Source organism: Teichococcus rhizosphaerae, from assembly GCF_002631185.1.
Taxonomy (GTDB): domain Bacteria; phylum Pseudomonadota; class Alphaproteobacteria; order Acetobacterales; family Acetobacteraceae; genus Pseudoroseomonas; species Pseudoroseomonas rhizosphaerae.
On sequence record NZ_PDNU01000038.1, the window covers coordinates 28,244 to 54,112 of the forward strand.

At 72.0% G+C, this 25,869-nt stretch carries 22 protein-coding genes, 1 tRNA gene and 2 riboswitches; of the genes, 18 read left to right on the forward strand and 5 right to left on the reverse strand.

The window, feature by feature from the left end; genetic code table 11:
- Positions 1–890: 890 nt before the first annotated feature.
- A tRNA-OTHER gene (locus tag CR162_RS22490) sits at positions 891–986 on the reverse strand.
- 57 nt (positions 987–1,043) lie between these two features.
- On the opposite strand from CR162_RS22490, the gene CR162_RS22495 reads away from it, so the two are divergent.
- The 12 genes from CR162_RS22495 to CR162_RS17480 all read left to right on the forward strand — a co-directional run bounded on the left by CR162_RS22495 (position 1,044) and on the right by CR162_RS17480 (position 15,072).
- Positions 1,044–1,352 (forward strand): cellulose synthase subunit BcsC-related outer membrane protein, encoded by a 309-nt coding sequence (locus CR162_RS22495; protein WP_176559902.1) that lies wholly within the window; start codon positions 1,044–1,046, stop codon positions 1,350–1,352.
- A 45-nt stretch (positions 1,353–1,397) separates the two neighbouring features.
- Positions 1,398–1,871, forward strand: a complete 474-nt coding sequence (gene bcsD / locus CR162_RS17430) for a cellulose biosynthesis protein BcsD (protein WP_099096814.1) — start codon at positions 1,398–1,400, stop codon at positions 1,869–1,871.
- A gap of 151 nt (positions 1,872–2,022) precedes the next feature.
- Positions 2,023–3,186, forward strand: coding sequence for a Re/Si-specific NAD(P)(+) transhydrogenase subunit alpha (locus CR162_RS17435; RefSeq protein WP_099096815.1), 1,164 nt, complete (start codon positions 2,023–2,025; stop codon positions 3,184–3,186).
- 17 nt (positions 3,187–3,203) lie between these two features.
- Complete coding sequence (locus CR162_RS17440; RefSeq protein WP_099096816.1) at positions 3,204–3,608, forward strand: NAD(P) transhydrogenase subunit alpha; 405 nt, start codon at positions 3,204–3,206, stop codon at positions 3,606–3,608.
- A gap of 3 nt (positions 3,609–3,611) precedes the next feature.
- The gene (locus CR162_RS17445; RefSeq protein ID WP_099096817.1) at positions 3,612–5,018 is read left to right on the forward strand and encodes an NAD(P)(+) transhydrogenase (Re/Si-specific) subunit beta; all 1,407 of its coding nucleotides are present in this window, start codon (positions 3,612–3,614) and stop codon (positions 5,016–5,018) included.
- Positions 5,019–5,160: 142 nt separating this feature from the next.
- Positions 5,161–5,892, forward strand: a complete 732-nt coding sequence (locus CR162_RS17450; RefSeq protein ID WP_099096818.1) for a Crp/Fnr family transcriptional regulator — start codon at positions 5,161–5,163, stop codon at positions 5,890–5,892.
- A gap of 203 nt (positions 5,893–6,095) precedes the next feature.
- On the forward strand, positions 6,096–7,700 hold the full coding sequence (locus CR162_RS17455; protein ID WP_099096819.1) for an ABC transporter substrate-binding protein: 1,605 nt from the start codon (positions 6,096–6,098) through the stop codon (positions 7,698–7,700).
- 8 nt (positions 7,701–7,708) lie between these two features.
- A complete protein-coding gene (locus tag CR162_RS17460; RefSeq protein ID WP_099096820.1) occupies positions 7,709–8,686 on the forward strand; it encodes an ABC transporter permease in 978 nt (325 codons plus the stop codon).
- A gap of 1 nt (position 8,687) precedes the next feature.
- The gene (locus CR162_RS17465) at positions 8,688–9,521 is read left to right on the forward strand and encodes an ABC transporter permease (protein WP_099096821.1); all 834 of its coding nucleotides are present in this window, start codon (positions 8,688–8,690) and stop codon (positions 9,519–9,521) included.
- Complete coding sequence (locus CR162_RS17470; protein ID WP_099096822.1) at positions 9,518–11,170, forward strand: ABC transporter ATP-binding protein; 1,653 nt, start codon at positions 9,518–9,520, stop codon at positions 11,168–11,170. The genes CR162_RS17465 and CR162_RS17470 overlap by 4 nt, the downstream gene beginning before the upstream one ends.
- Before the next feature lie 181 nt (positions 11,171–11,351).
- Complete coding sequence (locus CR162_RS17475) at positions 11,352–13,427, forward strand: hydantoinase/oxoprolinase family protein (RefSeq protein ID WP_099096823.1); 2,076 nt, start codon at positions 11,352–11,354, stop codon at positions 13,425–13,427.
- Position 13,428: 1 nt separating this feature from the next.
- Positions 13,429–15,072 carry a hydantoinase B/oxoprolinase family protein gene (locus CR162_RS17480; RefSeq protein ID WP_099096824.1) on the forward strand — a complete coding sequence of 548 codons (1,644 nt, stop codon included), beginning with the start codon at positions 13,429–13,431 and terminating at the stop codon, positions 15,070–15,072.
- A 74-nt stretch (positions 15,073–15,146) separates the two neighbouring features.
- Here the strand turns inward: CR162_RS17480 and CR162_RS17485 are convergent, their stop codons facing one another.
- Complete coding sequence (locus tag CR162_RS17485) at positions 15,147–16,172, reverse strand: SDR family oxidoreductase (protein ID WP_218014922.1); 1,026 nt, start codon at positions 16,170–16,172, stop codon at positions 15,147–15,149.
- A 294-nt stretch (positions 16,173–16,466) separates the two neighbouring features.
- Between CR162_RS17485 and CR162_RS17490 the strand changes: the two genes are divergently transcribed.
- Positions 16,467–17,456 carry an NAD(P)H-dependent flavin oxidoreductase gene (locus tag CR162_RS17490; RefSeq protein WP_099096825.1) on the forward strand — a complete coding sequence of 330 codons (990 nt, stop codon included), beginning with the start codon at positions 16,467–16,469 and terminating at the stop codon, positions 17,454–17,456.
- Between the two features lie 24 nt (positions 17,457–17,480).
- Here CR162_RS17490 and rnhA read toward each other — a convergent pair whose 3' ends face one another.
- From rnhA to ispH, 3 genes are all read right to left on the reverse strand, one after another.
- Positions 17,481–17,960 carry a ribonuclease HI gene (gene rnhA, locus CR162_RS17495; protein ID WP_099096826.1) on the reverse strand — a complete coding sequence of 160 codons (480 nt, stop codon included), beginning with the start codon at positions 17,958–17,960 and terminating at the stop codon, positions 17,481–17,483.
- Positions 17,950–18,927 carry a homoserine kinase gene (locus tag CR162_RS17500; protein ID WP_099096827.1) on the reverse strand — a complete coding sequence of 326 codons (978 nt, stop codon included), beginning with the start codon at positions 18,925–18,927 and terminating at the stop codon, positions 17,950–17,952. The genes rnhA and CR162_RS17500 overlap by 11 nt, the downstream gene beginning before the upstream one ends.
- Before the next feature lie 117 nt (positions 18,928–19,044).
- Entirely contained in the window at positions 19,045–19,989 is a 945-nt protein-coding gene (gene ispH, locus CR162_RS17505; protein ID WP_099096835.1) for a 4-hydroxy-3-methylbut-2-enyl diphosphate reductase, read from the reverse strand.
- A gap of 171 nt (positions 19,990–20,160) precedes the next feature.
- Between ispH and CR162_RS17510 the strand changes: the two genes are divergently transcribed.
- The 5 genes from CR162_RS17510 to gcvP form a co-directional block, all read left to right on the forward strand.
- Entirely contained in the window at positions 20,161–20,715 is a 555-nt protein-coding gene (locus CR162_RS17510; RefSeq protein WP_099096828.1) for a hypothetical protein, read from the forward strand.
- A gap of 144 nt (positions 20,716–20,859) precedes the next feature.
- Entirely contained in the window at positions 20,860–21,693 is an 834-nt protein-coding gene (locus CR162_RS17515) for a class I SAM-dependent methyltransferase (protein WP_099096829.1), read from the forward strand.
- Positions 21,694–21,770: 77 nt separating this feature from the next.
- Positions 21,771–21,870: riboswitch (glycine riboswitch) on the forward strand.
- A 3-nt stretch (positions 21,871–21,873) separates the two neighbouring features.
- A riboswitch (glycine riboswitch) is annotated at positions 21,874–21,983 on the forward strand.
- A gap of 47 nt (positions 21,984–22,030) precedes the next feature.
- Complete coding sequence (gcvT, locus tag CR162_RS17520; RefSeq protein ID WP_099096830.1) at positions 22,031–23,131, forward strand: glycine cleavage system aminomethyltransferase GcvT; 1,101 nt, start codon at positions 22,031–22,033, stop codon at positions 23,129–23,131.
- A 12-nt stretch (positions 23,132–23,143) separates the two neighbouring features.
- Entirely contained in the window at positions 23,144–23,521 is a 378-nt protein-coding gene (gene gcvH / locus CR162_RS17525; RefSeq protein ID WP_099096831.1) for a glycine cleavage system protein GcvH, read from the forward strand.
- Between the two features lie 65 nt (positions 23,522–23,586).
- Positions 23,587–25,869 (forward strand): aminomethyl-transferring glycine dehydrogenase (gcvP, locus tag CR162_RS17530; RefSeq protein WP_218014923.1); only part of this gene is annotated, 2,283 nt, incomplete at its 3' end.

A 25,869-nucleotide genomic window follows, 5' to 3' on the forward strand; every position in this document is an offset into this window, starting at 1 on the left:
GCGCGCCCTTTGGTTCTCCTGGCGTTTCCCCTGGCGTTTCCCCTGGCGGCGCCGCGCCGGGTGTCGCCTCGGAGAACCCGTTCCGCCGCGTGGCCCTGGCGGGTCCGGGTCCGGGTCCGGGTCTGGGCCCGGCTTCCGGCGGCTACGCGGGCAGCCTCCAGACCGCGGCGCCCGCCGATCCGGTGCTGGCGCAGATCCAGCGCGAGCTGGCGCAGGTGCGGGAGGAGGCGGCGACCATCGCCACGCCCGGCTTCAACTTCCGCACCCGCAGCGGCGAGGCGGGGCTCGACCAGCTCACCGAGTTCGGTGCCGGCGCGGAGGTTTCCACCGCCATGCCGGGCATTGGCGGGCGGGTGGCGCTGCGGGCGCAGGCCGTCAACATCGACTCCGGCGACATGGCGCAGGATTCCGGCACGCTGCGCCGCTTCGGCGGCAACGCGCTGCGCCTGCCCGGGCCGGGCGTGGCCGTCCCTGCGGCGGTGGCGCGGGCGCTGACCCCCACCGACACCTCCGCCTCCGGCGTCTCCTTCGCAGCCGGCTACACGCGGCCGAACTTCTCGCTCGACATCGGCACCACGCCGCTCGGCTTCCGCAAGCAGAACGTGCTGGGCGGCGTCGAGGTAGCGCCGGCCCTGACCGAGAGCCTGCGCCTGCGCGTGACGGCCGAACGCCGCGCCATGACCGACACCATGCTCTCCTGGGCCGGCATGCGGGACCGCGGCACGGGTCAGGTCTGGGGCGGCGTGGTGCGCAACACCGCGCGCGGCCAGTTCGAGTTCGCCGTGGGCGACACCAACTTCTATGTGGGCGGCGGCTACTCCACGCTGGAGGGCGATGGCGTCGCCGACAACACCCGTATCGAGGCGGGGGCGGGCCTCAGCCATGCCCTGTACCGCCGGCCGGATTCGGAGCTGGTGACCGGCCTCGACCTCGTCTACCAGGCCTATGACAAGAACCTGCGCCTCTTCACCCTCGGCCATGGCGGCTATTACAGCCCGCAATCCTATCTCGGCGCCTCGATCCCGCTGGATTACCGCGCGCGGATGGGGGATTTCACCTACCGCATCGGCGGCACGGCCGGCATCGCCTCCTGGCGGGAGGACCGCGCGCCCTATTTCCCGACCGATGCGGCGGCGCAGGGCCGGCTCGAGGCGCAGGCGGCCTCCGACCCCACCGTCAGCGCCTTTTATCCGGGGCAGTCGCAGACCGGCTTCGCCGGCGGCCTGCGCGGTGACCTGGAATACAACCTGACGCCGGCGCTCCGCCTCGGCGCCGCCCTGCGCTACGACAAGTCCGCCGACTGGAGCGAGGCCCGCGGCCTGCTCTATGCCCGCTACCGGCTGGACCAGTGAGCCCCGGGCGGGCATCCTGGGGGTGGTGTGCATGAAGGAACGGGCATGACGCAGATGGACCCCGCGGCGCTGGCCTATCTCGCGCGGCGGGATGTCAGCGCGCAGTGGCGTGGCTTCCTGCGCGCCCTGCTGGAGACGCTGGACGCGCATCTCGACCGCAACACCCGCAACGGCCTGCTGCGCGCCGTGGGCACGCGGCTCGGCCAGGCGGTGCCCTTGCCGGCGGCGGCCACGCTGCCCGAGCTGGAGGCGCGGATGAACGCCGCCCTGGCCGAGCTTTCCTGGGGCTATGTCGCCGTGGCGCTGGACGAGACCGACCGCAGCCTGCGCCTTTCGCACCACGCCGCCCCCGCCGTGGGCGCGGCCGGGGACGAGGCGGGGGAATGGTTCGCCACTGTGCTGGAGGGGCTCTACGCGGCCTGGCTGGCGCAGCAGCAGGGCGGCGGCGCCGAGGGTGGGCCGCAGCTCCGCCTGGTCCGCCACGAGCCGGGGTTGGCGGAGCTGCGCTACGGCAGCTAGGCGCCGGCATTCCGGCGCGCCAGGCGGCCCGGCGGTGTCCGCCCGGCGCGCGCGCTCATCCGGCGGGGCTGGCCCGCTGATGTGAGCCTTGCGGCATCCCGACCCGCCCGGCATCCTCCGCCCCCAATTAAACAGGTGAGGAGGGCGGGGAATGCGCCTCGCGGTGCTCAAGGAAAGGCGGGCGGGCGAGACCCGTGTCGCGGCCACGCCGGAGACGGCGCGGAAACTGATGGATCTCGGGCTCGGCGTGGTGGTGGAGACCGGCGCCGGCGCCGGCTCCGGCCTCACCGATGCCGCCTATCGCGAGGCGGGCGCCGAGATCGTTCCCGACGCCGCGGCCGCGCTGGCCGGCGCCAAGGTGGTGCTGAAGGTGCGCGCGCCGCTCGGCACGGGCGAGGGCGAGGTGGACGAGCTGGCGCTGATCCCGCGCGGCGCGCTGCTGATCGGCACGCTGGAGGCGGTCGCCAACCCGCGGCGGGCCCAGGCCTATGCCGAGCTGGGGATCGAGGCCTGCAGCATGGAGCTGCTGCCGCGCATCACCCGCGCGCAGAGCATGGACGTGCTCTCCTCCCAGGCGAACCTCGCCGGCTACCGCGCCGTGATCGAGGGCGCGGCCGCCTTCGACAAGGGCTTTCCCATGCTGATGACGGCGGCGGGCACCATCCCGGCCGCCAATGTGTTCATCATGGGCGCGGGCGTGGCGGGGCTGCAGGCCATCGCCACGGCGCGGCGCCTGGGCGGGCGCGTCTCGGCCACCGACGTGCGGCCGGCGGCGAAGGAGGAGATCAAGTCCCTTGGTGCCGCCTTCGTGGGCTACGAGGACGAGGAAAGCCGCGCCGCGCAGACGGCGGGGGGCTATGCCAAGCAGCTCTCGCCCGAGTTCTACGCCCGGCAGGCCGAGGTCATCGCCGCCGCGGTCGCCAAGGCCGATGTGGTGGTCTGCACCGCGCTGGTGCAGGGCCGCCGCGCGCCGACCCTGCTCACCGCCGCCATGGTGGAGAGCATGAGGCCCGGCAGCGTGGTGGTGGACATCGCCGCCGATGCGGGCGGCAACTGCGCGCTGACGAAGCCGGGCGAGGCCATCGTCACGGAGGGCGGCGTCAAGATCCTGGGCCACACCAACTGGCCGGGCCGCATCCCCGCCGCGGCCAGCGCGCTCTACGCCCGCAACCTGCTGACCTTCCTGTCCACCTTCTGGGACAGGGAGGCGAAGGCGCCGAAGCTGCCGCAGGAGGACGAGATCGTCCGCGGCGTCACGCTCACCCGGGGGGGCGCGGTGGTGCACCCGCAACTCGCCACGGCCGCCGCGGCCTGAGGGGAGGGACCACGAACATGAACGCGACCGACCTTGCCAACCAGGCCAGCGCCACCGCCGAGCGGGCCCTGGCGCTGGCCGCCCAGGCCCGGCAGATGGCCGAGGCGGCGGCACCCGCCATCGCGCACGGCGCCGCCGCCGCCGAGCCCTTCCTGCTGCTGCTGACGATCTTCCTGCTCGCCTGCTTCGTGGGCTATCACGTCGTGTGGAACGTGACGCCGGCGCTGCACTCGCCGCTGATGGGCGTCACCAACGCCATCTCCTCGGTCATCGTGGTGGGGGCCATCCTGGCCACCGGCCTCGGCGATTCCTGGGCCGCCAAGGCCTTCGGCTTCCTGGCGGTCACGCTCGCCTCCGTGAACATCTTCGGCGGCTTCATGGTGACGCGCCGGATGCTCGCCATGTTCAAGAAGAAGGGCTGAGCCGTGGCCCACACCCTTTCCACCCTCGCCTATCTCGTCGCCTCCGTCCTGTTCATCCTGGCGCTGCGCGGCCTGTCCCACCCCGAGACCAGCCGGCGCGGCAACCTCTACGGCATGGTGGGCATGGGGCTCGCCATCGTGGCGACGCTGGCGCAGCCCGGCATGGGCGGCGGCGGGCTGGCGCTGATCCTGGCCGGCATCGTGCTGGGCGGCGGCATCGGCACGGCGCTGGCCAACCGCATCCAGATGACGGCGCTGCCGCAGCTCGTGGCCGCCTTCCACTCGCTGGTGGGCCTGGCCGCCGTGTTCGTCGCCGCCGCCGCCTTCTACAACCCGGAGAGCTTCGGCATCGGCGTGCCGGGCGACATCAAGGCCGGCAGCCTGGTCGAGATGTCGCTGGGCCTGGCCATCGGCGCCATCACCTTCTCCGGCTCGCTGATCGCCTTCGCCAAGCTGCAGGCGCTGATGTCCGGCGCGCCGATCACCTTCCGGGGCCAGCACTGGCTGAACCTCGCGCTCGGCATCCTGCTGCTGGTGCTGGTCATCGCCTTTGTCGCCACGGGCAGCGGCGTGCTGTTCTGGGTCATCGCGCTGCTGGCGCTGGGCCTGGGCTTCCTGCTGATCATCCCGATCGGCGGCGCGGACATGCCGGTCGTGGTGTCCATGCTGAACAGCTATTCGGGCTGGGCGGCGGCGGGCATCGGCTTCACGGTCGGCAACCTGCTGCTGATCGTCACCGGCGCGCTGGTGGGCGCCTCGGGCGCCATCCTCTCCTACATCATGTGCAAGGGGATGAACCGCAGCATCGTCAACGTGCTGCTGGGCGGCTTCGGCAGCGACCCGGCGGCGGCGCAGGCGGCGGGCGGCGGCGGACCGGCGCGGCCCGTCAAGGCCGGCAGCCCCGAGGATGCCGCCTACCTGATGAAGAACGCCGGCAAGATCATCATCGTGCCCGGCTACGGCATGGCGGTGGCGCAGGCCCAGCAGGTGCTGCGCGAGATGGCGGACCTGCTGAAGAAGGAGGGCGTCGAGGTTTCCTACGCCATCCATCCCGTCGCGGGGCGCATGCCCGGCCACATGAACGTGCTGCTGGCCGAGGCCAACGTGCCCTATGACGAGGTGCACGAGCTGGAGGAGATCAACCCCGAATTCGCCGAGGCCGACGTGGCCTATGTGATCGGCGCCAACGACGTGACCAACCCCGCCGCCAAGACCGACAAGTCCAGCGCCATCTACGGCATGCCGATCCTGGACGTGGAGCGGGCCAAGACGGTGTTCTTCGTCAAGCGCGGCATGTCCTCGGGCTATGCCGGCGTGGAGAACGAGCTGTTCTTCCGCGACAACACCATGATGCTGTTCGGCGACGCCAAGAAGGTGACGCAGCAGATCGTGCAGGCCCTGCAGAAGTGACCGGCGGGCCGGGGGCGGGGAGGCCTCTTCCCCCGGCCCGTTCCGCGCCGCCCCGCCGCGCCGCCCCGCCGCGCGCGCGGAACCGAGGTGGGTTGCGCATTCCGCCTTTGTTTCACCCTGGAAGCAGTTCTATAAGCAGCCCATGGTCGCCAAGAACAGCCCAACTCCGCTGCCCGGTTCCTGCGCGGCCTGCGCGGTGCGGCCCTTTGCCCTGTTCCGGGTGGTGCCCCAGGCGCGGGTGGGCGAGATCGCCCGCGTCCGCTCCGCCGTCCGGCTGGTGCGCGCCAACGAGGCGATCCGCGACTCCGTCTTCACCCTGTATGCCGGCTGGGCCTTCTCCTGGACCACGACGCCGGACGGGCGCCGCCAGATCCTCGACTTCCACCTGCCCGGCGACCTGGTGGAGCGCAGCGAGGACGGCGCCGAGGTTTCGGCGCTGACCGATGTCAGCTTCTGCGTGCTCGCCAAGGACCGGCTCTGCGAGTTCATGGGCCGCGACCCGGGCCTCGCCCTTTCCTATGCCGACGGCCTGGTGCGCGACCGCGCCCGGCTGCGCGAGCGGCTGACCAGCCTCGGCCGGCGCGACGCGCTGGGGCGGGTGTCGCACCTGCTGCTGGAGCTGCATGGCCGGCTTGCCCGGCGCGGCGGGGCGGACCGCAGCGGCGCTCCCCTGCCGCTGAAGCAGGCGCACCTGGCCGATGCGCTGGGCCTTTCGGTGGAACACGCCAACCGTGCCCTGGCGGTGCTGCGGCGGGACGGCGTGGCCTCCTTCCAGAAGGGGCGGCTCGACCTCCTGGACCGCACCGCGATGGAAGAGCTCGCCGGCTGGTCCACCGCCCCCGCGCCGCCGGTGCTGACCCGCGTCGGCGCCTGAGCGGGCCTGCGGGGAGCCGGGCGCTTCCCTCTTGCGAAGCAGCATCATTCGCGCCAGCCTCGCTGCAACGCGGCAAGGCGCCTTCAGCGCTGCCTTGACCCTGGCTCAATTCGACGATCTGCCTTAGTGGCTGTTCCAATCATGCGGACGCTCAGCGTCCATTGATCGCCCCGCCTCCATCACCACCGACGGAGCCTCAGACCATGCGCCTCTCCCGCCGTCATCTGCTCTTGTCCGGCGCCGGCCTCGCCAGCCTGGCCAGCGGCCTGCCGCTGCCCGCCGCCCTTGCCCAGGAGCCGCGCCGCGGCGGCGTGCTGACGGTGCATCTGGGCTCCGAGCAGCGCATCCTGAACCCGGCGCTGCGCGCCTCCACCGGCGTCTATGTCATCACCAGCAAGATCATCGAGCCGCTGGTCGATCTCGGTGCGGGCGGCAAGATCGTCCCCGTGCTGGCCACCGCCTGGGAGGCGGCGCCGGACGGCAAGACCGTCACCTTCCGGCTGCGCGAGGGCGTGCAGTGGCATGACGGCAAGCCCTTCACCAGCGCCGACGTGCAGTACAGCGCGATGGAGCAGTGGAAGAAGCACCTCAACTACGGCACCACGCTGCAACTCTACCTCGATGCTGTGGAAACGCCGGACGCCCACACGGCGGTGTTCCGCTATTCCCGCCCGATGCCGCTCGACCTGCTGCTGCGCGCGCTCTGCGACCTGGGCTATGTGGTGCCGAGGCATGTGTTCGAGGGCACCAACGTGCTGGAGAACCCGGCCAACACGGCCCCCATCGGCACCGGCCCCTTCAAGTTCGTCGAGTACCAGCGCGGCCAGTACGTCATCGCCGAGCGCAACCCGAACTACTGGCGCCAGGGCTTCCCCTATCTCGACCGCGTGGTGTGGCGCTTCATCACCGACCGCTCGGCGGCCACCGCCGCGCTGGAAACGGGGGCGGTGCAGCTTTCCGCCTATAACGGCCTGCCGCTGGCCGATCTCGACCGGCTGCGCAAGGATGACCGCTTCGAGGTCTCGACCCGCGGCGTCGAGGGCAACGTGTTCAACAACACGCTGGAGTTCAACACGCGCCGCAAGGAGCTGTCCGACAAGCGCGTGCGCCAGGCCATCGCCCACGCCATCGACGTGGACTTCTTCCTGGAGAACTTCCTCTACGGCCTCGGCAAGCGCGCCACGGGGCCGATCCCCTCGCTCTCGCCGGAGTTCTTCCCCAACAATCCGGTGCCCTACCCCTACGACAAGGCGCGCGCCGAGAAGATGCTGGACGAGGCGGGCTACCGGCGTGGCGCGGGGGGCGTCCGCTTCTCGCTCCGCATCGTGCCGATCATGAACGGCGAGGACGTGCCGCTGCTGGCCACCTTCATCCAGCAATCGCTGCAGCAGGTGGGCATCCGCGTCGAGATCGTGCAGCTCGACATCGCCGGGGCGCTCTCCGCCGTGTACCGGGACTGGAACTTCGACCTCGCCACGGGCTGGCACCAGTATCGCGGCGACCCGGCGGTCTCCACCACCGTCTGGTACCGCTCCGGCAGCCCCAAGGGCTCGCCCTGGACCAACCAGTTCGGCTGGCAGTCCGACAAGGTGGACCAGCTGATCGACCAGGCCGCCACGGAGCTGGATTCCGCGAAGCGCCGCGCGCTCTATGCCGAGTTCGTCCGCCAGGTGAATGACGAGCTGCCGGTGTGGATGATGACCGAGCGGCCCTTCTACGCCGCCACTTCCAAGCGGGTGCAGAACCACCACAACGTGCCGCGCTGGGATTCCGGTGACTGGCACGACACCTGGCTGTTGCCTTCGTAACGCCGCGGATGCAGATCCTGCTGCTCGCCCTGCGCCGGCTGGCCGCCAGCCTGCCGACGCTGCTGCTGATCCTGGTCGGGCTGTTCCTGCTGCTGCAGCTGGCGCCCGGCGACACGGTGGACGCGCTGATCGCCCAGATGGGCGGCGGCGACCCGGCCATGGCCGAGCAGCTCCGCACCTTCTACGGGCTGGACGCGCCGGTGGTGGTGCAGCTCGGCCGCTACCTGCTGCGGCTGGTGACGCTCGACCTCGGCTTCTCCGCCATCTACGGCAAGCCGGTGGCGGAGGTGATCCTGGAGCGGCTGCCGGTGACGCTGCTGCTGATGGCGAGCGCGCTGAGCTTCGCCTTCGCCGCCGGCATGGCGCTCGGCGTCGTCGCCGCGCGGCGCGTCAACCGCTGGCCGGACACGCTGATCTCGACGCTCGGGCTGGTGTTCTACGCCACCCCCTCCTTCTGGTTCGGCATGATGGGCATCGTGGTCTTCGCGGTGCGGCTTTCCTGGCTGCCGGCGGGCGGCTTCGAGGAGATCGGCAGCGGCAACGCCGGCCTCACGCGCGTGCTGGACATCGCCTGGCACCTGGTGCTGCCGGTGGCGACGCTGGCGCTCACCTACCTCGCCACCTATCTGCGCATCATGCGCGCCTCCATGCTGGAGGTGCTGACGCTGGATTTCGTCCGCACCGCCCGCGCCAAGGGCCTGGGCGAGACGGCGGTGGTGCTGCGCCACGTCCTGCGCAACGCGCTGCTGCCCGGCGTCACGCTGATGGGGTTGCAGGCCGGCACCATGCTGGGCGGCTCGGTGGTGGTGGAAAGCGTCTTCGCGCTGCCCGGCCTCGGGCGGCTGGCCTATGAATCGGTCGTGCAGCGGGACGTGAACACGCTGCTCGGCATCGTCTTCGTTTCGGCGCTGCTGGTCATCGCCATCAACTTCATCGTGGACATGCTGTACGCCAAGCTCGATCCGCGCATCGTGTCGGGGCGCTGAGATGCTCGGCTTCCTCCGGCGCTATATGCGCAACCCGGCGGCGGTGATCGGCCTGCTGCTGGTGCTGGCGGTGATCGGCATGGCCGTCTCCGCCCCCTTCGTCTTCCCGCGCGACCCGCTCTCGCTGGCGGGCCGCCCGCTGCAATGGCCGATGGACAACCCGCGCTTCTGGCTCGGCACCGACAACACGGGGCGGGACATCGCGGCGCAGATCTTCCACGGCGCCCGCGTCTCGCTGCTGATCGGCCTCGTCGCCACGGTCATCGCCATCGTCATCGGCATCGTCATCGGTGCCGTGTCGGGCTTCTATGGCGGCTGGGTGGACGACGTGCTGATGCGCGTCACCGAGGCGTTCCAGACCCTGCCCAACTTCATCCTGCTGCTGGTGCTGGTGGCGGTGTTCGGCTCGGACATCACCTTCGTCACCATCGCCATCGGCATCGTCTCCTGGCCGCCCTCGGCGCGGCTGACGCGGGCGGAGTTCCTGTCCTTGCGCAACCGGGAGTTCGTGCAGGCCTGCCGCGTGCTGGGGATGCGGGACGCGCAGATCATCTTCCGCGAGATCCTGCCCAACGCGCTGCCGCCGGTCATCGTCTATGCCAGCGTCATCATGGCGGTGGCCATCCTGCTGGAAAGCGCGCTGGCCTTCCTCAACCTGTCCGACCCCAACGTGCCGAGCTGGGGCAACCTGATCGGCGCCGGGCGCGGCGTGCTGCGCGTGCAGTGGTACGTCTCCGCCATTCCGGGCGTCGTCATCCTGCTCACCGTGCTCGGCGTCTCGCTGGTCGGGCAGGGGCTGAACGACGCGCTGAACCCGAGGCTGAGGGGCCGATGAGCGACACGACACTCCTCTCCCCCCCTCTGCTCTCCATCGAGGGGCTGACCGTCGCCCTGCCCCGGGGCGCCGACCGTCCGCACGCGCTGGAGGACGTCTCGCTCCGCCTCGCGCCCAACGAGATCCTCTGCGTGGTGGGCGAGAGCGGCTCGGGCAAGTCGCTCACCGCCGGCGCGGTGATGGGGCTGCTGCCCGAGGGGGTGCGCGCCACGGCGGGGCGCATCCTGTTCGAGGGGCGGGACCTGCTGGCCCTGTCTCCGGCCGAGATGCGCAAGCTCCGCGGCGCGCGCATCGGCATGGTGTTCCAGGAGCCGATGACGGCGCTGAACCCGCTGCGCAGCATCGGCAGCCAGATCGCCGAGATGTTCCGCGTCCACACGCGGCTTTCCGGCGCCGAGATCGACCGGCGCGTGCTGGCGCTGCTCGGGGATGTGCGCATCCCCGACCCCGCGGCGGCGGGGCGCGCCTTTCCGCACGAGCTGTCGGGCGGCCAGCGGCAGCGCGCCATGATCGCCATGGCGCTGGCCCTGGAGCCGCGCCTGCTGATCTGCGACGAGCTCACCACCGCGCTCGACGTCACCACCCAGGCGCAGATCCTGCGCCTGATCCGCGACATGCAGCGGCGCACCGGCACGGCGGTGCTGTTCATCACCCATGATTTCGGCGTGGTGGCCGACATCGCCGACCGCGTGGCGGTGATGCGGCGCGGCCTGCTGGTGGAGCAGGGGCCTGCCGATGAGGTGCTGAACCGTCCGCAACACCCCTATACCCGCGCCCTTGTCGCCGCCGTGCCGCCGCTGGCGCCGCCCGCGCCCCAGCCCGTCTCGGCCGAGGCGGTGCTGGAGATCGACCACGTCTCCAAGACCTACCGCAAGGGCGGCTGGCTGAAGCGCAACCGGCGCGTCACCCACGCGGTGAAGGACGTCTCCCTCAGCCTGCCGCGCGGCGCCACGCTGGGCATCGTGGGCGAGAGCGGTTCGGGCAAGTCCACGCTGGCCCGCTGCATCGTCCGGCTGCTGGACCCAGATGGCGGCGAGATCCGGCTGGAGGGCAAGGACCGTCTGGCCCTTTCGCGGGAAGAACTCCGCCAGGCCGCGCCGCAGGTGCAGATGGTGTTCCAGGACCCCTTCGCCAGCCTCAACCCGCGCCGCCGCGTGGGCGAGCTGGTGGCGCAAGGCCCGATCATCCATGGCACGCCCAAGGCCGAGGCCATGGCCCGCGCGCGGGAGCTGTTCGGGCTGGTGGGGCTGGACCCCGCCGCGCTGGACCGCTTCCCGCACGAATTCTCCGGCGGGCAGCGACAGCGCATCGGGCTGGCGCGGGCGCTGGCCATGCGGCCGCGCGTGCTGGTGGCGGACGAGCCGGTCTCGGCGCTGGACGTGTCCGTCCAGGCCCAGGTGCTGAAGCTGCTGGCGCGGCTGCGCGCGCAGCTCGGCCTGTCCATCGTGTTCATCACCCACGACCTGCGCGTCGCCGCCCAGCTCTGCGACCATGTGGCGGTGATGCGCGAGGGCGAGGTGGTGGAAAGCGGCCCGGTCGCGGAGGTCTTCGCGCGGCCGGCGCATGACTACACGCGGGCGCTGATGGCGGCCATTCCCGGGCAGGGCTGGACCCCGCCCGTGGCCTTCGGCAGCGAGGAGCCGGCCTGACCGGAAGGGGAGGGGAAGCCCTTCCCCCTGGCCCGCCCGTTGCCCAGCCCGTCATCAGGGCTGTGCAAGGGACGGGCAGATCCGCGCCGGCCGGGTCCAACAAGAGGGGCGAAGGTGGCTTTTCAGCCGCCCCGAAGCGGTGAACACTCCCCGCCCGTCCTGGCTGGGAGTGTTCCGACTGATGCCTTCTGCTCGCTTGGCCTCCGACATCGGAGGAACCTTCACGGATCTCGCGCTGGAACGCGATGGGGAGCGCTGGACCGCGAAGGTGCTCACCACGCCGCACGCGCCGGAGCTGGGCGTGCTGGAGGGCATCCGCGTCGTGCTGGACAAGGCGGGGCTGCGGCCCGCCGATGTGGCGCTGTTCATCCACGGCACCACCCTCGCCACCAACGCCGTGATCGAGCGCAAGGGCGCCCGCACCGCGCTGCTGACCACCGAGGGCTTCCGCGACGTGCTCGCCCTCGGCAACGAGTCCCGCTACGACCAGTATGACCTGAACATCGAGCTGCCGCGGCCGCTGGTGCCGCGCCGCTGGCGCCTGCCCGTGCCGGAGCGGCTGGACAATGAAGGCAAGGTCCTGCTGCCGCTGGACGAGGCGGCGCTGCGCCGGCAGATCGCCTTCATGAAGGCGGAGGGCATCGAGAGCGTCGCCATCGGCTTCCTGCACGCCTTCGTCAATCCGGCGCATGAGCGCCGCGCCGCCGAGATTTTGGCGGAGGAATGGCCGGAGGTGCGGGTCTCCCTTTCCTCCGAGGTCTCGCCCGAGATGCGGGAATGGGAGCGCTTCTCCACCACCGTCGCCAACGCCTATGTGCAGCCGCTGATGGCCAGCTATCTCGGCCGCCTGCAACAGGGCCTGGCCGAGGGCGGCTTCGCCTGCCCCTTCTTCATGATGCTCTCCGGCGGCGGGCTCACCACGGTGGAGACGGCCGCGCGCTTCCCCATCCGGCTGGTGGAGAGCGGCCCCGCGGGCGGCGCCATCTTCTCCGCCCATGTCGCGCGGCAGCGGGGATTGTCGAAGGTGCTGTCCTTCGACATGGGCGGCACCACCGCCAAGGTCTGCCTGATCGACGACTTCCAGCCCCAGGCCAGCCGCAGCTTCGAGGTGGCGCGCGTCGGCCGCTTCAAGAAGGGCTCGGGGCTGCCGCTGCGCATCCCCGTCATCGAGATGGTGGAGATCGGCGCGGGCGGCGGCAGCCTGGCGCAGGTCGATGCGCTGGGCCGCATCCAGGTGGGGCCGGAAAGCGCCGGCGCCGATCCCGGCCCGGCCTGCTATGGCCGCGGCGGCACGCGGCCGGCGGTGACGGATGCCAACCTGGCGCTCGGCCGCTACGAGCCCGCCCTGTTCGCCGGCGGCCAGTTCCCGCTGCAGGTGCCCCCGGCGCTGGCCGCGCTGGAGGAGCATGTCGGCGGCAGGCTTGGATTGGCCCCGGAAATGGCCGCCCTCGGCGTGGTCGAGATGGTGGACGAAAACATGGCCAACGCCGCCCGCGTCCATGCCATCGAGAGCGGCAAGGGCTATGAGGGCCGCGCCATCATCGCCTTCGGCGGCGGCGGGCCGGTGCATGGCTACCGCGTGGCGGAGAAGATCGGCGTGTCGCGCATGCTGGTGCCCTCGGGCGCCGGCGTCGGCAGCGCCATCGGCTTCCTGCGCGCGCCCGTGGGCTACGAGGTGGTGAAAAGCCTCTACCAGCGCTTCCGCAGCTTCGACGTGGCGGCGGTGAACGGGCTGCTCGGCGCCATGTCGGCCGAGGCGCGGAGCGTGGTGGAGCAGGGCAGCTTCGGCGCTAGGCTCGCCGAGAGCCGCATCGCCTATATGCGCTATGTCGGCCAGGGCCACGAGATCTCCGTGGCGCTGCCGGCGCGCGACCTGACGGAGGCCGACATCGCCGCCATCCGCGCCGATTACGATGCCGAGTATTCCCGCTTCTACGACCGCCCCGTGCCGGGCAGCGACGTGGAGATCCTGTCCTTCGCCGTGACGGTGGCGACGGTGCTGCCCGAGGTGGCGCCCGCCGGCGCGGTGGAGGAGGCGCCTGCGCCGTCCCCCATCCGCCACCAGGCGGTGCGCGACACCACCGACGGCACCGTCGCCGACTGGGCGGTGTATGACCGCGAGCACCTTTCCCCCGGCGCGACGCTCGCCGGCCCCTGCATCGTCGCCGAGGCGGAAACCAGCACGCTGGTCGGCCCCGGCTGGACCTGCCGCATGGATGCGCTCGGATATCTGGAACTGTTCAAGGAGGCCGCGTGACATGGACGCCCAGCCGATGAATGCGCTCGAGAAGATCCAGCGCCAGATCCAGTGGAACCGCCTGATCGCGGTGGTGGAGGAGCAGGCGCAGACCATGATCCGCACCGCCTTCAGCACCACGGTGCGCGAGGCGGGCGACCTTTCCGCCGGCATCTTCGACCTCAAGGGCCGCATGCTGGCGCAGGCTGTCACCGGCACGCCCGGCCATGTGAACTCCATGATGGAGTCCGTCGGCCACTTCCTCGCCAAGTTCCCGGCGGAAACGATGAAGCCGGGCGACCACTACATCACCAACGACCCCTGGCTCGGCACCGGCCACCTGCACGACCTCACCGTGGTCTCGCCCGCCTTCCGGCAGGGGAAGATCGTCGGCCTCTTCGCCAACACCGCGCATGTGATCGACGTGGGCGGCCTCGGCATGGGGCCCGAGGGGCGCAGCGTATTCGAGGAGGGGATGTACATCCCCATCGTCAAGTGCTTCGACCAGGGCCGCGCCAACGAGACCTTCTTCGACTTCATCCGCGCGGGCTCCCGCACGCCGGTCGAGCTGGAAGGCGACGTCTATTCCCTTTGCGCCTGCAACGACGCCGGCATCAAGCGGCTAGTGGAGATGCTGGACGAGTTCGGCATGGACAGCATCGACCCGCTGGCCGCGTACATCTTCGACAGCTCGCTCGCCGCCACCATCGCGGAGATCCGGAAGCTGCCGCGCGGCACCTACAGCGCCAGCATCCGCAGCGACGGCTACGAAGCCCCTGTCACGCTGAAGGCCGCGATGACGCTGCACGAGGACCACATCACGGTGGACTTCGCTGGCACCTCGGGGTTGTCGGGGCGCGGCATCAACGTGCCGGCGGCCTATTGCCGCGCCTATTCCTGCTTCGGCATCAAGTGCGTGGTGGCGCCCGAGATTCCCAACAACTGGGCTTCGCTGGCGCCCTTCCGCATGGAGATCCCGGAAGGCTGTATCCTGAACGCGCCGCGGCCCTTCCCGGTCAGCGTGCGGCATGTCACCGGCCAGCTGCTGCCGGACCTGATGATGGGATGCCTGCACCAGGTGGTGCCGGACCGCGTGACCGCCGAGGGCTCCTCCTGCCTGTGGAACCCGCCGCTCCGCGGTGGCGGCCAGGTTTCCGGTGCCGCCGCCGAGCTGCCGGATTTCGAGGTGATCACCTTCAACTCCGGCGGCACCGGCGCGCGGCCGGCCAAGGACGGGCTGGATGGCACGGCTTTCCCCTCCGGCGTGCGCACCATGCCGGTGGAGGCCACCGAGAACGTGGCGCCCGTGGTGTTCTGGAAGAAGGAGCTGCGGCCGGATTCGGCCGGCGCGGGGCGCACCCGCGGCGGCTTCGGGCAGATCATGGAGATCGGCACCAAGGGCGAGGCGGAATTCGCGGTGAACGCCATCTTCGACCGCGTGGCCAACGCCCCGCGCGGCCGCGACGGCGGTGGCGACGGCGCGCCGGGCTGGGTGGGGCTGGACGACGGCACACCCCTGCGCACCAAGGGCTACCAGGTGGTGCCCAAGGGCCGGCGCCTGCTGCTGAAGCTTCCCGGCGGGGGAGGGATGGGCGACCCGGCGGAGCGCGACCCGGGGCTGGTGGAGCGCGACATCGCCGATGGGCTGGTGACGGCCAGGCCCTAGCAGGGCCCGGGCGGCGGCGCCGGAAGCCCGCCGGGCAGGAGTGGCCCCCCGGCGGGCTTCCCCGGCGGCCCGGCTCAGCGGCGGGTGAGCCGGGAGGTCAGGAAGGCCAGGGCGGCGACGCCGAGGCCGACGCAGAGCGTGGGGTTGCGCGAGAGCGCCATCTGCACGCTGTGGCCCAGCGTCTCGCCGCCGAAGGGGCCATGCACCGGCGAGGCCCGCAGGGAGGGGCGGTGCAGCGTCTCGTCCCGCTGCGCGGCGATGCGCTCGGAGTTCGTGACCTGGGTGGCGGTGGTGCCGAGATGGCCCAGCAGCCAGTCCAGCGCGCCCGGCATCACCGTGTTGGCCACCCCGAACATGGCCGTCTGGCCGCCGACCTGCACCGAGCGCCGGTTCTGCGTCACGGCCAGGTGGATCGCGTCGGCGGTGATCTCCGGTGCGTAGATCGGCGGCGGCGGGCGCGGCACGCCGCCTTCCGGCAGGTGCGAGGCGGCATGGCTGAAGAACGGCGTGTTGGTCGAGGGCGGATGCACGATGCCGAGCTGCACCGCGCTGCGCGCCTCCACCAGCTCGGCCCGCAGCGCCTCGGTGAAGCCGGCCACCGCGTGCTTGGCGGCGGAATAGGCGGACTGCATCGGCACCGCCCGCAGCGCCACGGCCGAGCCGACATTGACGATGTTGCCCCGGTTGCGCGGCAGCATCCGCTTCAGCGCCACCCGCGTGCCATTGACGACGCCGAGATAGGTGACGCGCGTCACCCGCTCGTAATCCTCCTCGGGCACGTCCATGAAGCGGCCATAGGAGCTGACGCCGGCGCAGTTCACCCAGGCGTCGATCGGGCCGAGCTCCGCCTCGATGGCCGTGGCGGCCTGCTCCAGCGCGGCGGAGTCGGACACGTCGGCCTCGGCGATGGCGGTGCGGGCGCCGCCCTGGCGCACCTCCTCCTGCGCCGATTCCAGGCCGTTCCGGCCGCGCGCGATGAGCCCGACATCCCAGCCCCGCCGCGCGAACAGCGCCGCGGTGCAGCGGCCGATGCCGGAGGAGCCGCCGGTGATGACCAGCACCGGCCGGCGCCTGGTGTCGGAAGGAAGGGATGCGGACATGCGGGAGGAACTCCGGGGCTGCGAAGGAGGGGCGCCGGCCTGGCGCGGGGCATGCCGCACCTACCGGCGGGGCAGGGGGCGGTTCCCGCCTGCCGGGATTTCCGCCGGCCCCACCCTCTAAGCCGCGCCACCCGCCCTGGGTTGCCGGAGCTGCCGCGCGGCGGCAGGGGCAGCTTCCTCATTGGCGGGGAGGCGTTCTTCGGCAAGGATCGGCCGCGCGACGCGGAGGAGGGAGCCGTCCGTCCCGGCGCCTTCCCTCCGCCCTGCCAACCCGATCGGGAAACGCCCTGCACCATGACCCTGCTCGCCTCGCTCCGCGGCCGCCTCTCCCTGCCGGTGATCGCCTCGCCGCTGTTCATCATCTCCGTGCCGGACCTGGTCGTGGCCCAGTGCTGCGCGGGGGTCATCGGCAGCATGCCCTCGCTGAACGCCCGCCCGCTGTCGCAGCTCGACGAGTGGCTGGGCGAGATCCGCGAGCGGCTCGCCGCGCATGACGCGGCCCACCCCGAGGCGCCGGCCGCGCCCTTCGCCATCAACCTCATCGTCCACCGCTCGAACGACCGGCTGGAGCAGGACCTGGAGCTGTGCGCGCGGCACCGCGTGCCGCTCATCATCACCTCCCTCGGCGCCCGGCGGGAGGTGAACGAGGCCATCCACGCCTATGGCGGCCATGTGATGCACGACGTCATCAACCAGCGCTTCGCCCACAGCGCCATCGACAAGGGGGCGGACGGGCTGATCCTGGTGGCGGCCGGGGCGGGCGGCCATGCCGGCAGCCTCTCGCCCTTCGCGCTGGTGCAGGAAACGCGCGCCTGGTTCGACGGGCCCGTCGCGCTGTCGGGCGCCATCGCCAACGGGCGGTCGATCCTGGCGGCGCAGGCGATGGGCGCGGACTTCGCCTATATCGGCAGCGCCTTCATCGCCACCGAGGAGGCGAGGGCGGCCGAGGCCTACAAGCGCATGATCGTGGAAAGCGGCGCGGGCGACATCGTCTACAGCAACCTCTTCACCGACGTGCACGGCAACTACCTGCGCGGCTCGATCGCCAATGCCGGGCTGGACCCGGACAACCTCGCCGCCTCCGACCCCTCGCGCATGGACTTCTCCTCCGACCGCAAGAAGGCCTGGAAGGACATCTGGGGCTCGGGGCAGGGGATCGGCGCCATCCGCGCCGTGGAGCCCGCCGCCGCGCTGATCGCCCGGCTGCGGCGGGAATACGCGGCGGCCCGGCTTGAGCTGCGCGAACGGCCCGCCCTGCTGCGCGCCGGGACGGTGGAAGCCTGAGCCCGGCCAGCCGCCGCCGGGTGCTCAGCCCTCGCCGGCCAGCCGCGCGGCGGTGGCGAGCTGGTCGGCGCGCTCGTTCATCGGGTCGCCCGCATGGCCGCGCACCCAGAGCCATTCCACCTTGTGCGGGCGGGCGGCGGCCAGCAGGCGCTGCCACAGCTCGTAATTCGCCACCGGGTCCTTGGCCGCGTTGCGCCAGTTGTTGCGCACCCAGCCATGCACCCAGCGGCTGATGCCGTTGCGGACATACTCGCTGTCGGTGTGCAGCTTCACGGTGCAGGGGCGCTTCAGCGCCTCCAGCGCCATGCAGGCGGCGGTCAGCTCCATGCGGTTGTTGGTGGTGGCGGCGTCGAAGCCCGAAAGCTCCTTCTCCGCGCTCCCGAAGCGCAGGATCGCGGCCCAGCCGCCCGGGCCGGGATTGGGCTTGCAGCCGCCATCGGTCCAGATCTCCACCACGCGCTCCGCCGCCTCGGCGGGAGCGCTTTCGAAGACGTCAGAGGCCATAGGCGCCGACATCCTTCGCGGCGGCGTGGAAGCGCAGGCGCCTGAGGTATTCCAGCGGGTCCTTGCGCGTCACCAGCGCGCCGGGGGGCGTGTGCGTCCAGTCATAGAGGCGGGTGAGCAGGAAGCGGATGGCGGCGCCACGGCAAAGCACCGGCAGCGCCTCCAGCTCCGCCCCGCTCAGCGGCCGCAGCGCCTGGTAGGCGCCGAGCAGGGCGCGGGCCTTGGTGATGTTGAAGGCGAGGTCCGGCTCGAAGCACCAGGCGTTCAGGCAGATGGCGATGTCGTAGGCCAGGTGGTCGGTGCAGGCGAAGTAGAAGTCGATCAGGCCGGAGACGCGCGGCGTGCCGCGCTCCTGCTCCAGGAAGAACACGTTGTCGGGGAACAGGTCGGCATGGATGTGGCCGCGCGGCAGGCCCCGCGGCCATTCCCGCAGGATGCCGGAAAGGTGGCCCTCCAGCTCGGCGACGAGGCCAGGCTGCACCGCGTCGCCGCCCTCGCGGCAGCGCTCCAGCAGCGGCGCCCAGGCGCGGGGGCCGAGGCCGTTCGGCCGCTCGGCGCGGAAGCCCTCGCCGGCCGCGTGCAGCATGGCCAGCGCGGCGCCGAGCGGGGCGCAATGCTCCTGCCGCACCCGGCGCGGCCAGACGCCGGGCAGGAAGGTGCAGATGGCGGCCGGCCGCCCCGCCAGCTCGCGCAGCGCGATGCCGTCCCGACCCGCCACGGGCAGCGGGCAGGACAGGCCCTGCGAGGCCAGGTGGCGCATCAGCCCGAGGAACCAGGGCAGCTCCGCCGGGTCCACGCGCTTCTCGTACAGCGTGAGGACGAAGTCGCCGCCCTCGCTGGTCTTCAACGCGTAGTTGCTGTTCTCCACGCCTTCCGCAATGCCGCGGAAGGCCAGCAGCTCGCCCAAATCGTAATCGGCGAGGAACGCGCGCAGCGCCTCGTCCGAGATCTCGGTATAGACCGCCATCGGCGCCCCGTTCTCGTGAAATCCCCGCCGGCGCTAGGCCGGCATACCCCCTGGCACCGGCGCGATGCCGGCATACCCCTCCGCGCCGGCCTTCCCCCGCCGGCGGTGCGCGCCGCCCTACTTGGCCAGGGCCGCGGGCAGCTTGAACACCACGTTCTCCTCCGCCACCACCACCTCCTCGATGGTGAGGGCGAAGCGCTCGCCCAGCCGCTCCAGCACCTCCTGCACCAGCATGTCCGGCGCGCTGGCGCCGGCGGTGATGCCGAGGGTGGAAAGGCCGTCGGCCAGAGCGGGGTCCAGCTCCCGGCCGCGCTGCACCATGATGGCGCGGGCGCAGCCGGCGCGCTCCGCCACCTCGCGCAGGCGCACGCTGTTGGAGGAGTTGGGCGCGCCCACCACCACCACCATCTCCGACCGCGCCGCGATCGCCTTCACCGCCGCCTGGCGGTTGGTGGTGGCGTAGCAGATATCCTCCTTGGCGGGCGCCACGAGCTGCGGGAAGCGGCGCTGCAGCACCGCCACGATCTCCGCCGTGTCATCCACCGAAAGGGTGGTCTGGGTGGTGTAGGCGAGCGGCCCCTCGGGCGCCTGGATGCTCTCGGCATCGGCCACCGTCTCCACCAGCGTCACGGTACCGGGCTCGAGCTGGCCCATGGTGCCGATCACCTCCGGGTGGCCGGCATGGCCGATCAGCAGGATGTGCCGGCCGGCGGCGGCGTGGCGCTCCGCCTCGCGGTGGACCTTGGAGACGAGCGGGCAGGTGGCGTCCAGATAGACCATGTTGCGCCGCCTCGCCTCGGCGGGCACCGATTTCGGCACGCCATGGGCGCTGAACACCACCGGCGCGTCGGCCGGCACCTCGTCCAGCTCCTCGACGAAGACGGCGCCCTGCGCCTCCAGGCTCTGCACCACGAACTTGTTGTGCACGATCTCGTGCCGGACATAGACCGGCGCGCCGAAGCGGCGCAGCGATTCCTCGACGATCTTGATCGCGCGGTCCACCCCGGCGCAGAAGCCGCGGGGGCCGGCGAGCAGGACATGCAGGGCGGGCTTGACGGTCATGCTGGCCTGTTCGATGGGGGCGTTGGCGTTCACGAATGGTCGCTTCACAGGGTGGTGCCGGGCCCATTGGGCATGGCATAGGCAGGCATGGCGTAGGCGGGCATGGCATAGACGGCCGTGGCGCCGGAGGCCATGGCATCCGGACGCGGCACTAAGGGGAAGAGTGGCGGCATGGTCAAGGCGCGGAAGCTCCGAAGCGGCGAGATGGCGGCGATGGGCGGGGCGCTCCTGCTGCTGGCGGGGTGCGGCGGCGGCGGCGCGCTGCCGCAGATGACGGCGCCATGCCCGCGCGTGGCCATCCTGGCCGATGCCGCGGATCTGACGCGCTTCCGCGCCGGGGGCGGGCGGGACCTGACGGCCATGGAGCTGAATGCCTCCGTCGCCGGCTTCCAGGCGCGCTGCGACTACGCGCCCGGAGGGGCCGGGCTGGATGTGACGCTGACGCCCGGCTTCACCGCCGAGCGCGGCCCGGCGGCCACGGGCCGCACCGCCGAGATCCCCTATATGGTGGCGGTGGCCGAGGGTGAGAACCGCATTCTCGCGCGCCAGGCCTACACCATGCGGGTGAGCTTCCCCGCCAATGTGTCGCGCATCCGCAGCACGGGGGAGGAGGTGACCATCCGCATCCCCGGCAGCCCGCAGGAGGCGGCGCGGAAGCAGGTCTGGCTCGGCTTCGTCCTCAGCCCCGAGGAGCTGGCCCTCAACCGCGAGCGCGGCCCGCGCTGAGGCGGCCCGCCCGGGGCCGGGCCGGGCGAGGCGGGGTGGCGCGCGCGCCCCTTTCACGCCATCAGGAGAAGGGGTGGCGCCGCTGGAGGGGAAGCCGGCCGATCGGGTAAGGTGCGACATCGCAACAATATCCGGAGGCAGCCGATGTCCGACCCATCCAGCGCGACGCCCGCACCGGATCTGGCGGGACTGAAGACCAGGCAGATGGCGGCCTGGTCGTCCGGCGACTACGCCATCATCGGCACCACCTTGCAGATCGTGGGCGAAAGCCTGTGCGGGGCGGTGGACCTGCGGGGCGGCGAACGGGTGCTGGACGTGGCCAGCGGCAATGGCAATGCCAGCCTGGCCGCCGCCCGCCGCTTCGCCGAGGTCACCTCCACCGACTACGTGCCGGCCCTGCTGGAGCGGGGCCGCGCCCGGGCCGAGGCGAACCGCCTGCCCATCACCTTCAAGGTCGCCGATGCCGAGGCGCTGCCCTTCGAGGACGGCGCCTTCGACGTGGTGCTGTCCACCTTCGGCGTCATGTTCACCCCGGACCAGGACCGGGCGGCGGCGGAGATGCGGCGCGTCTGCCGCCCCGGCGGGCGGATCGGCCTGGCCAACTGGACGCCGGCCGGCTTCGTCGGCCAGCTCTTCAAGCTGCTCGGCGGCTTCCTGCCGCCGCCGGCCGGGGTGCGCTCCCCCGCGCTCTGGGGAACGGAGGAGCGCCTGCGCCAGCTCTTTCCGAACGCCACGGTCACGGCCACGCCGCGGCACTTCCAGTTCCGCTACCGCTCGCCCACTCACTGGCTGGAGGTGTTCCGCGGCTATTACGGGCCGGTCCACAAGGCCTTCCAGGCGCTCGACCCGGAAGCCCAGGGGAGGCTGGAGCAGGAGATCCTGGCCCTGCTCGGGCGCTGCGACCGTGGCGGCGGCGCGGGCCTCGTGGTGCCGTCCGAGTATCTGGAGGTGGTGGTCAGGCCGGGCGCCACGCATTGAAGGAGGGGATGCGGGGCGCGGGCGGAGAGGAACGCTTGCGCCCCGCCCCGCGCTGGGGCACAGAGTGGCCTACCCGCAGATCCCGCGCGGGAGAGAACGGCTGCCGTCCGCGGTGGCCGTCGCCGAAGGCGCAACCGGCCCCCGGAAACGCTCAGGCAGAAGGGCCGCGTGGGGAAGGGGCCTCTGGAAAGCCCAGGCCTGGAAGCAGGCATGCCCGGAAACGGGCGCTGGCACCGACGGAGTAAGGCGCGCAACGCCCGCGCTGAATCTCTCAGGTCATCGGACAGAGGGGGGCCACGAACCCTGACCCGCCGCCCCGCGCGGCGCTGGAGGCTGCGTGGCCGAATCCCTGCTCGAAACCCCCCTGGCATCGTTGCACCGCGAGCTTGGCGGCAAGATGGTGCCCTTCGCCGGCTATGCCATGCCGGTGCAGTACCCGGCCGGCATCCTGGCCGAGCACCTGGCCACCCGCGCCGGCGCCACGCTGTTCGACGTCTCCCACATGGGCCAGGCCGAGCTGGTGGGCGAGGGAGCCGCCGCCGCGCTGGAGCGGCTGACGCCGGCCGACGTGCAGATCCTGAAGCCGGGCCGGCAGAAATACGGCCTGCTGACCAACGAGGCCGGCGGCATCGTCGATGACTTCATGGTGGCCAATCTGGGCGGCGACCGGCTGTTCCTGGTGGTGAACGCCAGCCGCAAGCATGTGGACCTGCCGGCGATCGAGGCCGTGCTGCCGGCGGGGGTGCGGCTCAACCGGCTGGACGGGCGCGCCCTGCTGGCCTTCCAGGGGCCGCAGGCGGTGGCGCTGCTGGCGCCGCTCGCCCCCGCCGTCGCGGCGCTGGGCTTCATGGGCGTGGCCGAGACGGAGATCGCCGGCATCCCCGTGCTGGTCAGCCGCAGCGGCTACACCGGCGAGGACGGCGTCGAGATCAGCGTGCCGGCGGAACAGGCCGAGGCGCTGGCCCGTACCCTGCTCGCCCTGCCCGGCGTGGCGCCGGCCGGCCTCGGCGCGCGGGACTCGCTGCGGCTGGAGGCGGGGCTCTGCCTCTACGGCAACGACATCGACGAGACGACCAGCCCGGTGGAGGCCAGCCTCGTCTGGACCATCGGCAAGCGCCGCCGCATGGCGTGGGACTTCCCCGGCGCGGAGCGCGTGCGGCAGGAGCTGGACAACGGCCCCGCCCGCCTGCGCGTCGGGCTGCTGCCGGAAGGCCGCCAGCCGGCCCGCGCCCACACCGCCATCGCGGCGGGCGGCGAGACGGTGGGCGAGATCACCAGCGGCACCTTCGGCCCCTCGCTCGGCGGCCCCTGCGCCATGGGCTATGTCGCCCGCCCCCATGCCGCCGACGGCACCGCCCTTTCCCTGATGGTGCGCGGCAGGGAACTGCCCGCGCGCGTCGCCCCCACGCCCTTCATCCCCCACCGTTACGCCCGATAAGGACCTGCCCCGATGGCCGAGCTGAAATTCTCCAAGGATCATGAGTGGGTGCGGCTGGAGGGTGGCGTCGCCACCGTCGGCATCACCGACCACGCGCAGACCGCGCTGGGCGACGTCGTCTTCGTCGACCTGCCCGAGGTGGGGCGCGAGGTGGCGGCCGGCGATTCCATCGCCGTGGTGGAAAGCGTGAAGGCCGCGTCGGACGTCTATGCCCCGATCGCCGGCACCATCGTCGAGGTGAACGCCGCCCTGCCCGACGACCCCTCCCTGGTGAACAGCGCGCCGACCGAGGGTGGCTGGTTCTTCCGCATCCAGCCGGCCGACACCGCCGAGATCGAGGCGCTGATGGACGCGGACGCCTACCAGTCCTTCGTGGACAGCCAGTCGTGAGCGGGGCAGCCATGAAGGGGGCAGTCGTGAGCGGGGCCTCCGCGAGCGCCGCGCTCGACGAGCTGATGGCGCTGGAGGACCACGGCGCCTTCGCCGCGCGCCATATCGGCCCCGGCGAGGCCGAGGTCGCCGCCATGCTGGAGGTGGTCGGCGTGGAAAGCCTGGAGGCGCTGGCCGAGCGCACCGTGCCCGCCGCCATCCGGGGCCAGGATTTCTCCACCCTGCCGCCGCCGGCCTCGGAGGCGGAGGCCATCGCCGAGCTGCGGGCGCTGTCGGAGCTGAACACGGCCCGCCGCTCGCTGATCGGCATGGGCTATCACGGCACCCATGTGCCGCCCGTCATCCTGCGCAACGTGCTGGAGAACCCGGGCTGGTACACGGCCTACACGCCCTACCAGGCCGAGATCGCCCAGGGGCGGCTGGAGGCGCTGGTCAACTTCCAGACCATGGTGTGCGACCTCGCGGGGCTTCCGGTGGCGAACGCCTCGCTGCTCGACGAGGCGACGGCCGCGGCCGAGGCGATGGCGATGGCGCTGGCCGCCACCAAGGCCAAGTCCCAGACCCTGCTGGTGGCGGAGGACGTGCACCCGCAGACCCTCGCCGTCATCCAGACCCGCGCCGAGCCGCTGGGGCTGACGGTGTCGGTGGTGCCGGTGGCCGGCATCGCCGCGGCCTGCGAGGCGCGGAAGCCCTTCGCGCTGGTGCTGCAATATCCGGGCAGCACGGGCGAGGTGCGCGACATCGCGCCCGAGATCGCCGCCGTGCAGAAGGCGGGCGGCCTCGCCATCGTGGCGGCCGACCCGCTCTCGCTGGTGCTGCTGACGCCGCCGGGCGAGATGGGCGCCGACGTGGTCATCGGCTCCTCCCAGCGCTTCGGCGTGCCGATGGGCTATGGCGGCCCGCATGCCGCCTTCATGGCGGTGAAGGATGCCTATAAGCGCCTGATGCCGGGCCGCCTTGTCGGCGTCTCGGTCGATGCCGCCGGCAAGCCCGCCATGCGCCTCGCGTTGCAGACGCGCGAGCAGCACATCCGGCGCGAGAAGGCGACGAGCAACATCTGCACCGCGCAGGTGCTGCTGGCCGTCATGGCCGGGATGTATGCCGTCTGGCACGGGCCGGAGGGGCTGAAGCGCATCGCCCGCCGCGTGGCGTTGCAGGCGCGGCTGCTGGCCGATGCGGCGCAGCGCGCCGGCTTCACCCTGCGCCACGGCAGCTTCTTCGACACGCTGGCCATCGAGGCCGGCGACAAGGCCGACGCGCTGATGGCCACGGCCCTGGCCGACGGCTTCAACCTGCGCCGCATCGATGCCACGGGCGTCGGCATCGCGCTGGACGAGACCGTTTCCCGCACCGAGATGGAGACGCTGGTGGCGCTGCTGGGCAGCGTCGGCGGCAGCAAGGTGGCGCTGGCGGACCTCGCCGGCGCGGGCGGCATCCCCGCCGCGCTGGAGCGCGGCTCGGCGTTCCTCACGGCGGCGGTGTTCAACACGCACCACGCGGAGCACAGCATGCTCCGCTACCTGAAGTCGCTGGAGGACAAGGACGTCGCGCTGAACCGCAGCATGATCCCGCTCGGATCCTGCACGATGAAGCTGAACGCGACGGCCGAGATGATCCCGGTCACCTTCCCCGGCTTCTCCGGCCTGCATCCCTTCGCGCCGGCCGACCAGGCGGCGGGCTACATCGCGCTGGTCCGGCGGCTGGAGGGATGGCTCGCGGACATCACCGGCTTCGCCGCCGTCTCGCTCCAGCCCAATGCCGGCAGCCAGGGCGAGTATGCCGGGCTGCTCGCCATCCGCGCCTTCCACAAGGCGCGCGGCGAGGGGCAGCGCGACATCTGCCTGATCCCCTCCTCGGCGCATGGCACCAACCCCGCCTCGGCGGTGATGGCGGGGATGCGCGTGGTGGTGGTCGGCTGCGACCGCGACGGCAATGTCGATCTGGCCGATCTGGACGCCAAGATCGCGCAGCACGCGGAGAAGCTTTCGGCGCTGATGATCACCTATCCCTCGACGCATGGCGTCTTCGAGGAGGAGATCATCCGCATCTGCGAGGCGGTGCACGCGGCGGGCGGGCAGGTCTATATGGACGGCGCCAACATGAACGCGCAGGTGGGCCTCACCGCCCCCGGCCGCATCGGCGCCGATGTCTGCCACCTGAACCTGCACAAGACCTTCTGCATCCCGCATGGCGGCGGCGGCCCGGGCGTGGGCCCGATCGGCGTGGCGAGGCACCTCGCGCCGCACCTGCCGAACCACCCGCTGCTGGCCGAGGCCGGCCCCGCCACGGGCTATGGCCCCGTCTCGGCCGCGCCCTTCGGCAGCGCCTCGATCCTGCCCATCTCCTAC

Bases quoted from the DNA above. Each gene is read 5' to 3' on its own strand.
- CR162_RS22495 (WP_176559902.1), top strand. From the start codon at position 1,044: ATGGGGGATTTCACCTACCGCATCGGCGGCACGGCCGGCATCGCCTCC.
- bcsD (WP_099096814.1), top strand. From the start codon at position 1,398: ATGACGCAGATGGACCCCGCGGCGCTGGCCTATCTCGCGCGGCGGGAT.
- CR162_RS17435 (WP_099096815.1), top strand. From the start codon at position 2,023: ATGCGCCTCGCGGTGCTCAAGGAAAGGCGGGCGGGCGAGACCCGTGTC.
- CR162_RS17440 (WP_099096816.1), top strand. From the start codon at position 3,204: ATGAACGCGACCGACCTTGCCAACCAGGCCAGCGCCACCGCCGAGCGG.
- CR162_RS17450 (WP_099096818.1), top strand. From the start codon at position 5,161: ATGGTCGCCAAGAACAGCCCAACTCCGCTGCCCGGTTCCTGCGCGGCC.
- CR162_RS17455 (WP_099096819.1), top strand. From the start codon at position 6,096: ATGCGCCTCTCCCGCCGTCATCTGCTCTTGTCCGGCGCCGGCCTCGCC.
- CR162_RS17460 (WP_099096820.1), top strand. From the start codon at position 7,709: ATGCAGATCCTGCTGCTCGCCCTGCGCCGGCTGGCCGCCAGCCTGCCG.
- CR162_RS17465 (WP_099096821.1), top strand. From the start codon at position 8,688: ATGCTCGGCTTCCTCCGGCGCTATATGCGCAACCCGGCGGCGGTGATC.
- CR162_RS17470 (WP_099096822.1), top strand. From the start codon at position 9,518: ATGAGCGACACGACACTCCTCTCCCCCCCTCTGCTCTCCATCGAGGGG.
- CR162_RS17475 (WP_099096823.1), top strand. From the start codon at position 11,352: ATGCCTTCTGCTCGCTTGGCCTCCGACATCGGAGGAACCTTCACGGAT.
- CR162_RS17480 (WP_099096824.1), top strand. From the start codon at position 13,429: ATGGACGCCCAGCCGATGAATGCGCTCGAGAAGATCCAGCGCCAGATC.
- CR162_RS17485 (WP_218014922.1), bottom strand. From the start codon at position 16,172: ATGTCCGCATCCCTTCCTTCCGACACCAGGCGCCGGCCGGTGCTGGTC.
- CR162_RS17490 (WP_099096825.1), top strand. From the start codon at position 16,467: ATGACCCTGCTCGCCTCGCTCCGCGGCCGCCTCTCCCTGCCGGTGATC.
- rnhA (WP_099096826.1), bottom strand. From the start codon at position 17,960: ATGGCCTCTGACGTCTTCGAAAGCGCTCCCGCCGAGGCGGCGGAGCGC.
- CR162_RS17500 (WP_099096827.1), bottom strand. From the start codon at position 18,927: ATGGCGGTCTATACCGAGATCTCGGACGAGGCGCTGCGCGCGTTCCTC.
- ispH (WP_099096835.1), bottom strand. From the start codon at position 19,989: ATGACCGTCAAGCCCGCCCTGCATGTCCTGCTCGCCGGCCCCCGCGGC.
- CR162_RS17510 (WP_099096828.1), top strand. From the start codon at position 20,161: ATGGTCAAGGCGCGGAAGCTCCGAAGCGGCGAGATGGCGGCGATGGGC.
- CR162_RS17515 (WP_099096829.1), top strand. From the start codon at position 20,860: ATGTCCGACCCATCCAGCGCGACGCCCGCACCGGATCTGGCGGGACTG.
- gcvH (WP_099096831.1), top strand. From the start codon at position 23,144: ATGGCCGAGCTGAAATTCTCCAAGGATCATGAGTGGGTGCGGCTGGAG.